A 13,746-nucleotide genomic window follows, 5' to 3' on the forward strand; every position below is an offset into this window, starting at 1 on the left:
CACGGTAGCACTGCTACTTCTCGTGCGGGTTGGTGTAGTCCACCACGGAGTATTCCTGCAGCTTGGGCAGCTGGTGGACGGAATCGACGTAGCGGATGGTGCCGGACTTGGAGCGCATGACCAAGGAGCGGGTGGTCGCGCTGTTCTTGCGGTAGGAGACACCGCGCAGCATGTCACCGTTGGTCACGCCGGTGGCGGCGAAGTAGCAGTTCTCGGAGGAAACCAGGTCATCGGTGGTGAGCACGCGATCCAAATCGTGGCCGGCCTGACGGGCCTTTTCTGCCTCAGCGTCGTCCTTCGGCCACAGCTTGCCCTGGATTTCCCCGCCCATGCACTTCATGGCGCAGGCGGTGATAATGCCCTCTGGGGTGCCGCCAATGCCCATCATGAGGTCAATAGAGTTGCTGTCCTGGCAGGTGGCGATGGCACCGGCGACGTCGCCGTCCATGATGAGGCGCACTTTCGCGCCTGCCTGGCGGATCTCAGAGATGAGCTGCTCGTGGCGCGGGCGGTCCAATACGACGACGGTGAGATCAGCCGGCCTGATGCCCTTGGCCTTGGCCACGGACTGCACGTTCCATTCCACCGACTCGTTGATGTTGATGGAACCCACGGCGTCGGGGCCGACGGCAATCTTCTGCATGTAGAAGACTGCAGAGGGATCGTACATGGTGCCGCGCTCGGCGGCGGCGATGACGGAAATGGCGTTCGGGCGGCCTTCCGCCATGAGGCGGGTGCCGTCCACGGGGTCGACCGCGATATCCATCTCGGCGCCTTCGCCGGTGCCAACCTGCTCGCCGTTGAAGAGCATCGGCGCCTCATCCTTTTCGCCTTCGCCAATGACGACCACGCCGTTCATCGCAACGGAGTTGATCAGCTTGCGCATGGCGTCCACCGCCGCGCCGTCGCCCTCGTTTTTCATTCCACGGCCTACCCAGCGACCGGAGGCCAGGGCCGCGGCCTCCGTGACGCGCACCAGCTCCATAGCGAGGTTGCGGTCTGGGATGGATGACGTGTTATCGGACATGTGTGCTCGATGCCTTTCTTGTAAGGAGGGGCTCTACCCGGGGTGTAGTGAACCCGGAATACACACACTATTGTTCCACTTTTGTGGTGGATTCAAGCCCGAATGGCTCCCCCAGATGTGGGATGGGGGTGGTGTGGGCAGAAAACGCTGGTGGCTGGCGGTGTCGCGCGGGGAATAGGCGGCGTGAAATACTGGGCGGGTGGCAGCTGAAGAGAAACCCAAGATTTTTGAGGGCGCGCGCGACATCATCCTGACGGTAGGCGGCATCCTCATCATGATGTTCCTCGTCGTGGGGGCGACCGGTCTATGTACCGTCAACCCGGAAAAGACGGGGCCGGTGCAGGACGTCGACGCCTCGACCTTCCTGGAGATGGAGGCGCGCACACAGGGCGCGGTGATTCGGGAGCCGCAGTTGCCGGAAGGCTGGCAGCCCACCGCCGCGCGCCGTATGCAGATGGGCGCGGAGTCCGGCGCAGTCGTAAGCTGGCTCACCCCGGACGAGGGCTACGTCGAGTCCGTGCAGACGCAGGTAGCGCTTGACGACGTCCCAGCGGCCTACGATTCCACCTATCGTGCTAACTCCGAGCAGCGCCACGTTGCCGGCCACGACGTCCTGGTGCTCACCAGTGACGACAAGGGCGTGCGCCCGCTGTGGATCACCGACCTGGGGGATGCCCGCCTGATGCTGACGGGCTCAGCCGCTGACGCCGACTACGAGACGGCGCTGGCCGCGTTCGTTGACGCCGCACCGCTGCGCATCGCCGAAGACGGCAGCGTGGTTAGCCAGTAAAGGAGACCTGTTCCACCGCGCCGTCGCGGACTACGGCATCGACTCCCGCGGCGAGGTCCTGCGGATCTACCTCGCTCAACCGCGTCTTGCCGACGTAGACGTCGACCTTTTCGTGCCGGGACCTGGCCGGATAGATCGTGACGCCGGACAGTGCGTCGTCGCTAAAGCTAAGCACGAGAGAACCAGAGAAGTAGCTGATGTCGGTGCCCTCTACTGCGTGCGGGGTGCCGAAGAATTCTTCTGCCAACTGGCGGGAATCCCCGAAGACCAAGGATCCGGCGCCGCCAGACTTGGAGACGAAGTCCACGCGTTCCTTCGGGTAGCCGTAAATCTTCACTTAGGCCTCCTCGCTCTGCTCGCTCTTGTTCAGTGCCTCTTCCACGCGCTTGGCGGCACCGTCGAGGTGCTCCTCGCAGGCCTTGGCCAAGGCCTCGCCGCGCTCCCAGTACTTCAGCGACTCGTCCAAGCCCATCTGGCCTAGTTCGAGGATCTTCACGGTTTCAATGAGCTCGTCGCGCGCCTGCTCGTAGCTCAGCTCCGCAATGGGCGGGAAGGCGTCCTGGCCGGGCTGTCCGGCTCCGATGGTGTTAGTCATAGTGTTCCTCTTCTTTTAGGGTTTTTCTACGGGGGTTGTGGTTAGAGTCAGTGTTCTGGGGCTAGTCGGCCGCCTGGGAGGCCATCGCTGCGGCGGTGATGGAGCCATCGCCCACGCGGATGCGCAACTGCGAGCCCGGTGGGGATTGCTCAAAGCTTGTGACCACCTCTGGCCCGCTCCCATCGCGCGGTACCACCTGCACGATGGCGTACCCGCGCTCGAGCGTGGCCGAGGGGCCCAGGGCGGACACTCGCGCGCGCAGCGATGCGATCTGGTTCGTCTCGCCATCGATCTGGTGGTTGATGACCCGGCGAATGGCCACCACGTTGCGCTCCAACTCTTCACGGCGCGCGGTGATGGGCACCATCGGATCCGCCAGCACCGGGCGGGAACGAATGTTGTCTAGCCCGCGGCGCTCGCGCTCGACCCAGCCGCGCAGGGCGGCGGCCATCCGGGAGCGGGCCTCATCAATCAGTGCGTATTCTTCGGCAGCAGACGGGACGACGCGCTTGGCGGCGTCGGTGGGGGTGGCGGCGCGGAGATCTGCGACGTCGTCCAGCACCGGGTGGTCCGGCTCGTGGCCGATAGCGGACACCACCGGCGTGCGCGCCGCCGCGACCGCACGCTGGAGTGCCTCCTCGGAGAAGGGGAGCAGATCCTCCACCGAACCGCCGCCGCGGGCGATGATGATGACATCGACCTCCGGGTCGGCATCGAGCTTCTGTAGTGCGTCCACTACCTGCGTGACCGCCGTAGCGCCCTGTACCGCGGTATTGATGACCTCAAACTGTACGGCCGGCCAGCGGTCCTCGGCCACGGAGAGCACATCCCGCTCAGCGTGCGAACCGCGCCCGGTGATGAGACCAATCTTTTTAGGCAGGTAGGGAAGCGGGAGCTTGCGGGACGGATTGCACAAGCCCTCCTGCCGCAGGCGCTGGCGCAGCATCTCCACGCGGGCCAGCAGGTCACCGATGCCGACGTGGCGGATCTCTGTGACCCAGAGGGAGAAGCTGCCGCGGCCGGCATAAAACGCCGGCTTTCCGTAGACCACCACGCGGTCGCCGTCCTTCAACGGGGACGGCGCGTTGCGGATAAGTGAGGTGGCACAGGTGAGCTGGACCGATTTCTCCTGCTCCACGTCGCGCAAAGTGATGTAGGACAGCTTCCACGTCGGCTTCATGTTGAGCTGGGTGATTTGCCCTTCTACCCACAAGAAGCCGAGGCGTTCGATCCAGCCCTTGACCTGTTCGTTGACCTTGCCAACGGGCCACGGCGTTTCCGCAGAATTGGCTGGTTGGTTCACGCGCGGTCCTTTCTCTCTACGGTATTCTGCCCGGCTCTTTCCACCGAGTTGTCAGTTGGCTGGTGAGTTAGCCGATGAGACCAGTCTATGAGGTGGCTCGGACACGCGTAGTGGCGGGCACGTAACTACAGTATGCGGACAATTTTCGTTACTCTAGGAGCCATGACTGAAACTGCCAAGAAGGTGCTCCTGGCGGCTCCCCGCGGTTACTGTGCCGGTGTGGACCGCGCGGTGGAAACCGTTGAAAAGGCCCTGGAAAAGTACGGCGCACCCATCTACGTGCGCAAGCAAATTGTCCACAACCGCTACGTCGTGGAATCCCTGGCAAAGCGCGGCGTCGTCTTCGTTGAAGAAGCCTCCGAGGCTCCGGAAGGTGCGCACCTGGTCTTCTCCGCCCACGGCATTGCGCCCACGGTGCGCGCGGAAGCGCAGGAGCGCAAGCAGCTGACGCTCGACGCCACCTGCCCGCTGGTGACCAAGGTCCACAACGAGGCCCGCCGCTTCCACCGCGACGGCTACCACATCCTCCTCGTCGGCCACGAAGGCCACGAGGAGGTAGAGGGCACCGCCGGAGAGGCCCCGGAGGTCACGCACTTGGTGGACGGCGTCGAAGGCGTGGACAAGCTGCCGGAGTTTCTCCAGGAGGAAAAGCTCATCTGGCTGTCCCAGACCACGCTGTCGGTGGATGAGACGATTGAGATCGTCAACAAGCTGCGCGAGCGTTTCCCACACCTGGAGAACCCGCCGTCAGACGATATTTGCTACGCCACCCAGAACCGTCAGGAGTCGGTGAAGAATATCGCCCCAGCCTGCGATCTCATGATTGTCGTGGGCTCGCAGAATTCCTCCAACTCCAAGCGCCTCGTGGAGGTTGCCCTGGAAGCTGGATCGAAGGCCTCCCATCTGGTGGACTTCGCCTCCGAGATCGATGAGGCATGGTTGCACGGAGTGAACACCGTGGGCGTGACCTGCGGCGCCTCGGTTCCGGAATTGCTGGTGCGCGAGGTTCTCGAATTTTTGGATGAGCGTGGCTACTCCGACGTAGAGCAGGTCACCACCTCTACGGAGACCATCACCTTCTCGCTGCCGCGCGACCTGCGCCCGGCACGCACCGCGCGCTAAGAGGTTTAATCCTCGTCGTAGAGGTTTTCCTCCAGCCGCGGCGGCCGCTTCTCGCGGGGCTCCGGGAACTCCACGTTCTCGTATTTGTCCCACTCGGCGGCCTGTTCGCGGCGTCGTTCCTCGCGGTCGCGCTCGCGTACGCGCCCGCTGCGCTCACCTTCGCGGGCCACTAGGTCGGCCACAGAGAGCCGCTCCGAGCGGTTACGCTCGTCCGCGGCGGCGTCGTTGCGGCGCTTCTTCTGGGCCTCGGCCTGACGGTTTTTAGATTGGGCGGAGCTGCCCCAGAGGCGGATGACGGCCAACAGTGCGCAAGCCAGCACGGTGACAATGAGCACGGGGAAGTGCTGGACCACGGGGAAGAACGACGTCAACAGTGCCGTCTTAGAAAACGGCGACGCGCCCTCCGGAAGGGAGGAGGCAGAGTTGATAAAGCCTGCGCCCGCGGTGGCTACCGCGTAAAAAAGCGGCAAGCTGATGACCAGCATGTACAGGCCGCGGGTCTCCACCAGCCAGGTGGCGGCGAGGCTACCGATGCCAAAAATCAGCGCGAAGGCTATCCCCACGCTGCCCATGACGCCCGAAACCGCCATGGCCACGAGCGCGACGACGAGCGCCACGAGGAGCGCTCTGACGAGCGGCATTCCGCGGCGGGGCGGGCGGCTTCGAAATTTGGCAAGTGACACGCCGAACGAGTCTACCGGTTACGGTGACCAAAACGTTATTCATTGCTCGCGCGCCGCGGCCAAGAATCCACACTCTGCGGCTCTATGGGGAGACGGTCCACGCGCCCCGGTACGTCCATCTCCTTCAGCCTCCGGGCAGTCACGCCGACGCGCGAATCTAGGCTGGCCAGGCTCGCGTTATAGGCCTCCACGGCCTTGGCCAGGCTGCGCCCCACCTTGTCATAATGCTGATTGAGCGTGCCCAGCCGCGTGTAGAGCTCACGCCCCAAGCGCTGCACCTCTCGGGCCTTCTCGGACACGTCCTCGTGCTGCCAGCTCACCGCTACTGTGCGCAGCAGGGCAAAGAGGGTGCTGGGGGTGGCGATGACGACGTTGCGCTCAAAGGCGAACTCCAGCAGTTCGGGGTCCACGCCCAAGGCGGCATCGACAAAGGTATCCGCCGGCACAAAGAGGACGACGAACTGCGGGGTTGGGGCGAAGGCATCGATGTATTCCTTGCCGGATAAGGCCTGAACATGGCTGCGCATGAGGTGTGCGTGGTGGCGGAGGAAGCCCGCGCGATCCTCCGGGTCCTCGCTCTCCATGGCGTCCAGATAGGAGCTGAGCGGAACCTTGGCGTCCACGATGACGCTGCGTCCGCCCGCCAGGTGGATCACCAGGTCGGGGCGCACGGCAGTGCCGTTGAGGTACGCGGTGACCTGCGAATCGAAGTCGACGTGCTTGCGCATCCCGCCGAGCTCGACGACGCGCTCCAACTGCACCTCGCCCCAGCGGCCGCGAACATTGGGGGAGCGGAGCGCGCCGACCAGCTTGTCTGTGCGGTCGGAGAGCTGCGAGGAAGTACGCGTGACTGCCTGCACCTGACTGCTCAGCGCTGCCAGGGAGGAGGTTCTGTCCGCCTCCAGCTCCTGGAGCTGCAGCCCGAGGCGGTCCATGGCTTTTTCCAGCGGGGCGAGTTCCGCCTGTCGGCGCTGGGACTCCTGGAGGGCGCGATGCTCCTCTGAAGGCTGGTTGGTGTGGGCGCGGGCGAGCCAGCCCAGCACCAGACCCAAGATCAGGCCCACAAACATCAAGAACACGGGAAGGAAAGACGTCATGCCTCACATCCTGGCATGCGCCTTGGACACCTACTTGCTGCCGTTGTCCTTAGGTTGCAACATCTGTTCGAGAGTTCCGATGGCTCGGCGAATTCCCGCGCGGGCACTGGACTCGCTATCGCTGAGGTCGGCGTCGACGTCGACTCGCCGGTCCAGCTCGCTCGAGCCGTCGGTGGCTACGTCCTCGGCGGCGCCGCCGGGGGCGGCATGGTCAGGGATGGCGAGCCACTGTTCGCGCTTACGATCGCCCTGTTCCTGGGTATAGCGTCCAATGAGGAAGCCAGCCACCGTGGAGAACTTCAGGTCCTCGGCAGTCTTCTCGCCGGATTGCAGCATCATCATGTCCTGGAAATAGCGGTAGCCCACGGCGATGGTGGCGGCGGTCGGCACCGCCAGGAAGCCGCCGATGAGCCCGAAGAGGGCGGAGCCCACCGTCACCGAGATGAGGACGACCACCGGGTGCAGGTTCATCGCCTTGGACTGCAGCCACGGCGAGAGGACGTTGCCCTCGAGCTGTTGCACCAGGATCACCAGACCCAAGACGAGCAGGGCCTTGGTGACTCCCAGCGAGACCAGTGCGATGGTCACGGACAGCGCGCCGGCCACGATGGCGCCGACGAAGGGGATGAAGCCGGCAATAAAGGTGATGATCGCCAGCGCCATGGCGAGGGGAACGCCGATGAGGGCGAGACCGAAGCCAATGAAGATGGCATCCACGAAGGAGACCATGGCCTGGGCGCGCACGAAGCCTCCCAGGGTCGTCCACGCGCGGGTGAGCAGCTCGGTGAGGTGCCAGCCGGTGCGCCGGCCCGTGGCCGCGCGCAGCCACGGGAGGAAGTTGTGGCCGTCTTTCAAGAAGAAGAAGGTCAGCACCATGATGATGAGCAGCGTGACGATGATGGAGGTCGCCGTGCCGATGCCGGTAAAGACCGAGCCTGCGATGGAGCCGGCCTGGCGCTGCAGCCACAGGGCGATCTCGTCGATGTAGTGCCCCATGTCGTCCGGGTCAAGGTTGAGCGGTGGACCCTGGGCCCACAGCTGCAGCCGCTGGATACCTTCGACGGTTTGCAGGTAGAGCGTCTGGGACTGTCGGGCGAAGTCGGGCGCGATGAACAAAAACAGCGACCCTACGGCACTAAAGGACACCAGGATGGTTACCACCGCCGCCAGAGCAGCGGGTAGCCCCTTCGTGCGCATCCAGCCGGCGACGGGGGCCAGCACCGTGCAGATGATGAGTGCAATGAGCACGGGCAGGATGCCGCGCCAGAAGTTGCCCAGCATACGGAAGGAGGCATAAAGGAAGAGGCCAATGATAAAGAGCCGCAGCGCCCAGAGTGAGGCGGACTTGATGACCTCGCCGACCACCACGGAGCGGTCGACTTGGTTGCCGGGCGGGTGCGGGGAGACGTCGTCAAGCGCGGCGGCGTCAACGGTACTGTCGAAGCGCCCGTCGAGTTCTGGCGAGGACGCCTGGGGGGATTGCTGTTCGGAACTCACCCCACCATCTTGCCTTATAAAATCCGGGGTGCGTTAGGATTGGCCCCGTGAGTCTTACACTAGGAATCGTCGGCCTGCCCAACGTGGGCAAGTCCACTTTGTTTAATGCCCTGACCCGTTCCGATATTTTGGCTGCGAACTACCCGTTCGCCACCATCGAGCCGAACGTCGGACTCGTGGAGCTGCCCGATTCCCGCCTGGACCGCCTCGCGGAGATGTTCAGCTCCGAGCGCATCCTCCCGGCCACGGTGTCCTTCGTGGACATCGCCGGCATCGTCGAAGGCGCATCCAAGGGCGAGGGAATGGGTAACGCCTTCCTGGCAAACATCCGCGAGGCAGACGCCATCTGTCAGGTCGTGCGCGCTTTTGCCGATGACAACGTCATCCACGTCGACGGCGAGGTTAACCCAGCGCATGACATCTCCGTGATTAACACCGAGCTCATCCTGGCTGATCTCCAGACCATTGAGAAGGCCCTGCCGCGCCTGGAGAAGGAAGCCAAGAAGAACAAGGACTTGGGCGAGACCGTGGAGGAGACCAAGAAGGCGCAGGCCATCCTGGAGGATGACCGCACCCTCTTCGCCGCGTCCAAGAGCAATGAGATCGACCTGTCGCTGCTTCGCGAGCTGCACCTGATGACCGCCAAGCCCTTCCTCTACGTGTTCAACTCCGATGAGGCAGTGCTTACCGACGACGCTAAGAAGGACGAGCTGCGCCAGCTCGTCGCCCCGGCCGAGTGCGTGTTCCTCGACGCGCAGACCGAAACCGAGCTCCTGGAGCTTGACGAGGCCGAGGCGCTGGAGCTGCTGGAGTCCGTGGGGCAGGAAGAGCCGGGCTTGGCGACGTTGGCGAAGGCCGGTTTCGCCACCCTGGGCCTGCAGACCTACCTGACCGCGGGCCCGAAGGAGGCCCGTGCGTGGACCATCAAGCAGGGCTCCGCCGCGCCGCAGGCAGCCGGTGTCATCCACACCGACTTCGAGAAGAAGTTCATCAAGGCGGAAATCGTCTCCTTCGATGACCTCGATGCCGCCGGTTCCATGGCTGAGGCCCGCAATGCCGGCAAGGTCCGCCAGGAGGGCAAGGAATACATCATGCAGGACGGCGACGTCTGCGACTTCAAGATCGGCGGCTAGCCTCCGCCGTCCCGTGTAGCCTGTGGGCATGAGTATTGCCGATATTCTCGCCCACGCCTCCGACGCCACTGAGTGGCAAGAAGTCCTGTACAAGGACCTGCATCAGCACCCCGAGCTCAGCATGGCAGAGGAGCGCACCCGCGGTGTCATCGCGGAGAAACTCCGCGAGTTTCCCGGCGTAGAGGTGCTGGAGCTCGGCGGGGGAATAGTTGGCATCCTGCGCAATGGCGCGGGCGCGACGGTTCTCGAGCGCGCCGACTTTGACGCTCTTCCCATCGTGGAGGACACGGGGTTGGAGTACGCCGCCACGGGTGAGGCCATGCATGCCTGCGGGCACGACGCCCACGTCACCGGATTGCTGGGCGCGACCGAGGCGCTGGCGAAGGCTACCGATGCGTGGTCCGGTACCTTTATCGCCCTGTTTCAGCCGGGCGAGGAAACCGCTGAGGGCGCGCAGTCCATGGTGGAGGCAGGTCTTACTGACACAATTCCCACTCCCGACGTGGCTCTAGGCCAGCACATCTTCATCGACGAAAACGCCCCAGCCGGCACCGTCCTCATCGCTCCCGGCCCGGTGCTGTCCACGGCGACGTCTCTGACCGTCACGGTCTTTGGGCACGGCTCGCATGGCTCGATGCCGCACTTGAGCGTCGACCCGGTGGTGCTGGCCAGCTCCATTGTGCTGCGGTTGCAGACCGTTGTTTCCCGCGAGGTCGATCCCCACGAATTTGCGGTGCTCACCGTCGGCGCCGTGCAGGCAGGAACCAAGGCCAACATTATCCCGGATTCGGCCACTCTGCGCATCAACATTCGTGCTTATGACGAGAACATCCGAGCACAGATCGTGGAGGCTATCCACCGCATTATCGAGACCGAGTGCCAAGCAGCGATGTCCCCGCGCGAGCCGGAGTTTGTACAGAGTGATAATTACCCCCTCACCGTCAACGATAAAGACGCGACCGAAAAAGTGCGCGCGCAGCTTATCGACGTCCTCGGTGGCGATAGTGTCCTCGACATGGAGCCGTGGACGGCGTCCGAGGATTTCTCTCGCATCCCCGATGCCTTCGGAGCCCCCTATTGTTTCTGGGGCTTCGGCGGGCGAACTGATGGCGCATCAATTCCCAACCACAACCCGCGATTTGCGCCGGAGCTGCAGCCGACGCTGAACACCGCGACCCAGGCGCTCATCGCCGCGGCCTACGCGTACTTGGGTAATTAATTCTCCATCGCCGATTGCAGCACAGTGAGCACCGTGCGCCGCGCCGCGGAATCATCGAGGTGGGAATCCACCAGCGTGACGAGTGCCTCCAAAACCAGCAGGAAGGCCACGCGAGAGGCATCCGCGAGTTCAGCGCGGAACGTTCCATCGGGGGAGGGAATGACCAGCGTGTAGGTGGCAAGATCCGCCAAGGGCGAAGATGTAAACGACGTCAATGCGATGATGGCCGCGCCCGACGCGTGGGCCGCGGTCGCAGCTTTGAGCGTGAGCGTGGTCGAGCCGGATCCAGAGACCACGAGGCATACGCACTCGGAATCCAGTTGCGTTGCTGCGATGTGCTGGCCCGTGGCCTCTCCCACGAACTCTGCAGGGCGTCCGATACTGGTAAGGCGCAGCGCCATGGTTTGGGCAAGTGGAGCCGATAGTCCGTTGCCCACGATGAGGACGCGCTTCGCTCCCACAAGTGATTCAACCGTTGTCGTCAGTTCTTTCTCATTGAGCAGCGTGGTGAGTCCGTGCAGATAATTGCTGAAGCTGGCAATCTCGGCGGACATGCGGCCGACGTAGGTCGAATCGACACCGGGAAGCTGCCGTGGGCGTTGCGCAATCTCCTGCGTGAGAGCTACGCGCAACTGCTGGTAGCCGTCGTAGCCCAGCGCCTGCGCCGTACGGATGACTGAGGTGCGGGAGGTACCGACTTTAGCCGCGAGCTGATCCGCGGTGGCGTGGAGGACAAAGTCCATGTCCTCCAAGATGGACTGAGCCACGCGCTGCTCGATGGGCTGCAAGCTCGGCATGCGTGTAGTGATGTGTGCAGAGGGTGGGGCGAAATCTGTCATAGGTGTTAGGCAAACTTGGCGGCGACGATCCGGCGGCGGATGGCTCCGGAGATCGCGTCGATCGACATGGTGATGACGATGACGACGATGAGGAGAACGCCCACGACGTCCCACTGACGGTACTGCGTGTAGCCCGTGAGCATGTCACCGATGCCGCCCACACCGATGAGGCCCAGCACGGCCGACGTGCGGACGTTGATCTCGAAGCGGTACAGCGCCAGGGAAGCCAACTCAGGTTGGACGATGGGCCAGGTTCCCCAGCGCACCATTTCCGCGAGGGTTCCGCCAGACGCCTTGACGGCCTCGGCTGGGCCGGTCGGCGCGGTCTCAATTGCTTCATAGGTCCATTTGGCATGCGTTCCAATACCGCCAATGGCAAGGGCCAACGCGCCCGTGAAGGGCGTGAGGCCGGTGACGGTCAGGATGATGATCGCGATGATGATCTCCGGCACCGCGCGGATGATGGCGAAAAGCGCACGTAATGGAAGGCATACCCAGCCGGGGGAGACGGTATTGGCGGCCAGCACACCCAAGATAGTTGAGAGCACCACGCCGAGGATGGCGCCGATCCAGGCCATAGCCACGGAGCGCCAGGTTTGGAGGAGGGCCTCGCCTAGTTTTGACCAGTCCGGGTTGGAGAACATGAGCACGAGGTAGTGCCAAATGTTGGTGGGCAGATCTTTTAACGCCGAGAGGTTGACGTCGATGTACCCAAAGGACAAGGCCAAGATGACAAGAATTCCGGCCCAGGAGGCGTAGGATGCCCAGCCACGAGAACGCCGCGACAGAGTGCTGGTGGGGACGGCGGTGGTCATCGTTGTAGTGCTCATCGCAGCTTCTTTCGCAGGTTGACGGACACGATTTCTAAGGCGATGACCACGATGAGCAACTCCAGCACGATGGCGGAGAGAGCATCGTAGCGGTAGAAACCGCGGACTTCGTCGATCAGTAAGCCGATACCGCCCGCGCCCACGAGGCCCAGGACCGCGGAGATGCGGACGTTGAGCTCGAGGGAGTAGATGACCTGGCTGGCAAAGGCGGGCCAGGTTTGGGGGAGAGCAGTCACGCGATTGATCTGGGTTTGCGTGCCGCCGGCGGCACGGCCGGCCTCCATGTAAGAGTCATCGGCGGAGTCGATGGCTTCGGAGACGAGTTTGACCACGATGCCGACGTCGAAAAGCACCAGCGTAATGACGCCCGGGAGGGCACCCACTCCGAGCATGGCGACGAGAATGGTGGCGTACACGAGATCGGGCACCGCGCGGACAACGTTGACGATACCGCGCACGAGTGTGCGCCACGGCGTCGATGGATTCGTTGGGCGTGCGGCCCACAACGACAGCGGAAGGGCAATCACCGCGGAGATGGCGGCACCCACCACGGCCATGGCTAGGGTCTCGAGCAGAGGCTCCCACGTGCGCGGAAGGATCGACCAATCTGGGCTGAGCATCAGCGCTAAACGGTCGGCGCCGTTGCGCCAGTTGCGCGCGATCTGCCCCAGGTTAATCTCGATACCACCCCAGGCGGGGATGCACGTGGCGATGGTCAGCGCGATGAACGCGGCGAGCCCACCGAGAATGCCGGGCCAGTTGCGCTGACGAGGAGGAAGCACGGCTGTCATACTGTGCTCCCTTGGCTCCCCAGCTGGTCCTCTTCGCGGATCCGGCGGCCATAAATAGCCTCGAAATCCTCCACGGTGGACCCGTGTGCGGGGCCATCGAAGACGATCTTTCCGTGGCGAATGCCGATGATGCGGGTCGCATAGTCTTGGGCTAAGTCCACAAGGTGCAGGTTCACCAACGTGGTGAGGTCACGCTCGGTATTGATGCGGCGTAGATCTTTCATGACGGAGTGCGCAGTGGGCGGGTCGAGGGACGCCACGGGTTCATCGGCCAACATAATGGCCGGCTTCTGGGAGAGGGCGCGGGCAATGGCCACGCGCTGCTTTTGTCCACCAGACAAGGCGCCGGCCTTGTTCCATGCCTTATCGAGGATGCCCACGGATTCCAATGCCTCGGCGATAATCGCTTTGTCCTCCGAGGTGGAGACGCCCAGCAACGTGCGCCAGCCAGGGTTGTGGGAGAAGCGGCCAACGAGCACGTTGGCGAAAACACTCGCGCGATCTGCCAGGTTGAACTCCTGGAAAATCATGCCGATGCGGCCACGGAGTTTACGCAGCTGCGAGCCTTTCGCAGCGGATATCTCGTGGGGACCAACGAAGATTTTTCCCGACGTTGGCTGAACGAGCCCGTTAATGCTGCGGATGAACGTGGATTTACCGGAACCAGAGAGACCGACGATAGCGACGAATTCTCCGGGGGCGATGTCCACGGAGACGTCGTCAAGCGCCAACGTTCCGTTGGGGTAGCGCACCGAGACATTCTCGAAGCGAATGCCCCACGCCTTCTCCTCCGTCATGGCGAACCTTTCTGAGTAGGAAA

The 13,746-nt window shown here is 63.5% G+C and carries 15 protein-coding genes; 4 read left to right on the forward strand and 11 right to left on the reverse strand.

Annotation, left to right across the window (positions count from 1 at the left end; genetic code table 11):
* Window positions 1-13: 13 nt before the first annotated feature.
* On the reverse strand, window positions 14-1,027 hold the full coding sequence (gene glpX, locus ACKFR8_RS00990) for a class II fructose-bisphosphatase (RefSeq protein WP_296132445.1): 1,014 nt from the start codon (window positions 1,025-1,027) through the stop codon (window positions 14-16).
* A 199-nt stretch (window positions 1,028-1,226) separates the two neighbouring features.
* On the opposite strand from glpX, the gene ACKFR8_RS00995 reads away from it, so the two are divergent.
* Window positions 1,227-1,817, forward strand: a complete 591-nt coding sequence (locus ACKFR8_RS00995) for a DUF4245 domain-containing protein (protein ID WP_408930343.1) — start codon at window positions 1,227-1,229, stop codon at window positions 1,815-1,817.
* Here the strand turns inward: ACKFR8_RS00995 and ACKFR8_RS01000 are convergent.
* The 3 genes from ACKFR8_RS01000 to xseA all read right to left on the reverse strand — a co-directional run bounded on the left by ACKFR8_RS01000 (window position 1,807) and on the right by xseA (window position 3,715).
* Window positions 1,807-2,154, reverse strand: a complete 348-nt coding sequence (locus ACKFR8_RS01000; protein WP_408930344.1) for a hypothetical protein — start codon at window positions 2,152-2,154, stop codon at window positions 1,807-1,809. The genes ACKFR8_RS00995 and ACKFR8_RS01000 overlap by 11 nt on opposite strands.
* Window positions 2,155-2,412, reverse strand: coding sequence for an exodeoxyribonuclease VII small subunit (locus ACKFR8_RS01005; protein ID WP_408930345.1), 258 nt, complete (start codon window positions 2,410-2,412; stop codon window positions 2,155-2,157).
* Window positions 2,413-2,473: 61 nt separating this feature from the next.
* The gene (xseA, locus tag ACKFR8_RS01010) at window positions 2,474-3,715 is read right to left on the reverse strand and encodes an exodeoxyribonuclease VII large subunit (RefSeq protein WP_408930346.1); all 1,242 of its coding nucleotides are present in this window, start codon (window positions 3,713-3,715) and stop codon (window positions 2,474-2,476) included.
* A gap of 162 nt (window positions 3,716-3,877) precedes the next feature.
* Here xseA and ACKFR8_RS01015 point away from each other — a divergent pair, with 162 nt between their 5' ends.
* Window positions 3,878-4,837 (forward strand): 4-hydroxy-3-methylbut-2-enyl diphosphate reductase, encoded by a 960-nt coding sequence (locus tag ACKFR8_RS01015; protein WP_296132432.1) that lies wholly within the window; start codon window positions 3,878-3,880, stop codon window positions 4,835-4,837.
* A 5-nt stretch (window positions 4,838-4,842) separates the two neighbouring features.
* Here the strand turns inward: ACKFR8_RS01015 and ACKFR8_RS01020 are convergent, their stop codons facing one another.
* The 3 genes from ACKFR8_RS01020 to ACKFR8_RS01030 are packed head-to-tail and all read right to left on the reverse strand — an operon-like array spanning window position 4,843 to window position 8,114.
* Window positions 4,843-5,520: a DUF6542 domain-containing protein gene (locus ACKFR8_RS01020; RefSeq protein ID WP_296132429.1), complete on the reverse strand. Its 678-nt coding sequence runs from the start codon at window positions 5,518-5,520 to the stop codon at window positions 4,843-4,845.
* Between the two features lie 35 nt (window positions 5,521-5,555).
* Window positions 5,556-6,617 carry a DNA recombination protein RmuC gene (locus ACKFR8_RS01025; RefSeq protein WP_296132427.1) on the reverse strand — a complete coding sequence of 354 codons (1,062 nt, stop codon included), beginning with the start codon at window positions 6,615-6,617 and terminating at the stop codon, window positions 5,556-5,558.
* A 30-nt stretch (window positions 6,618-6,647) separates the two neighbouring features.
* Window positions 6,648-8,114, reverse strand: a complete 1,467-nt coding sequence (locus tag ACKFR8_RS01030) for an AI-2E family transporter (RefSeq protein WP_296132424.1) — start codon at window positions 8,112-8,114, stop codon at window positions 6,648-6,650.
* A gap of 47 nt (window positions 8,115-8,161) precedes the next feature.
* Here ACKFR8_RS01030 and ychF point away from each other — a divergent pair, with 47 nt between their 5' ends.
* Together ychF and ACKFR8_RS01040 are read left to right on the forward strand one after the other, a co-directional pair.
* Window positions 8,162-9,247, forward strand: coding sequence for a redox-regulated ATPase YchF (gene ychF, locus ACKFR8_RS01035; protein ID WP_408930347.1), 1,086 nt, complete (start codon window positions 8,162-8,164; stop codon window positions 9,245-9,247).
* A 28-nt stretch (window positions 9,248-9,275) separates the two neighbouring features.
* Complete coding sequence (locus ACKFR8_RS01040) at window positions 9,276-10,466, forward strand: amidohydrolase (protein WP_408930348.1); 1,191 nt, start codon at window positions 9,276-9,278, stop codon at window positions 10,464-10,466.
* Here ACKFR8_RS01040 and ACKFR8_RS01045 read toward each other — a convergent pair.
* Genes ACKFR8_RS01045 through phnC form a run of 4 tightly spaced genes read right to left on the reverse strand, consistent with a single transcriptional unit; the run spans window position 10,463 to window position 13,723 of the window.
* Window positions 10,463-11,305 carry a MurR/RpiR family transcriptional regulator gene (locus ACKFR8_RS01045; protein WP_408930349.1) on the reverse strand — a complete coding sequence of 281 codons (843 nt, stop codon included), beginning with the start codon at window positions 11,303-11,305 and terminating at the stop codon, window positions 10,463-10,465. The genes ACKFR8_RS01040 and ACKFR8_RS01045 overlap by 4 nt on opposite strands.
* 5 nt (window positions 11,306-11,310) lie before the next feature.
* Complete coding sequence (gene phnE / locus ACKFR8_RS01050) at window positions 11,311-12,135, reverse strand: phosphonate ABC transporter, permease protein PhnE (RefSeq protein ID WP_408930350.1); 825 nt, start codon at window positions 12,133-12,135, stop codon at window positions 11,311-11,313.
* On the reverse strand, window positions 12,132-12,917 hold the full coding sequence (gene phnE / locus ACKFR8_RS01055) for a phosphonate ABC transporter, permease protein PhnE (protein ID WP_306508305.1): 786 nt from the start codon (window positions 12,915-12,917) through the stop codon (window positions 12,132-12,134). Before phnE (ACKFR8_RS01055) ends, phnE (ACKFR8_RS01050) begins: the two co-directional genes overlap by 4 nt.
* A 5-nt stretch (window positions 12,918-12,922) precedes the next feature.
* The gene (gene phnC, locus ACKFR8_RS01060) at window positions 12,923-13,723 is read right to left on the reverse strand and encodes a phosphonate ABC transporter ATP-binding protein (protein ID WP_408930351.1); all 801 of its coding nucleotides are present in this window, start codon (window positions 13,721-13,723) and stop codon (window positions 12,923-12,925) included.
* Between the last annotated feature and the right edge of the window lie 23 nt (window positions 13,724-13,746).

Origin of the sequence: Corynebacterium axilliensis, assembly GCF_046097495.1 — a bacterium.
Classification (GTDB): Bacteria; Actinomycetota; Actinomycetes; order Mycobacteriales; family Mycobacteriaceae; genus Corynebacterium.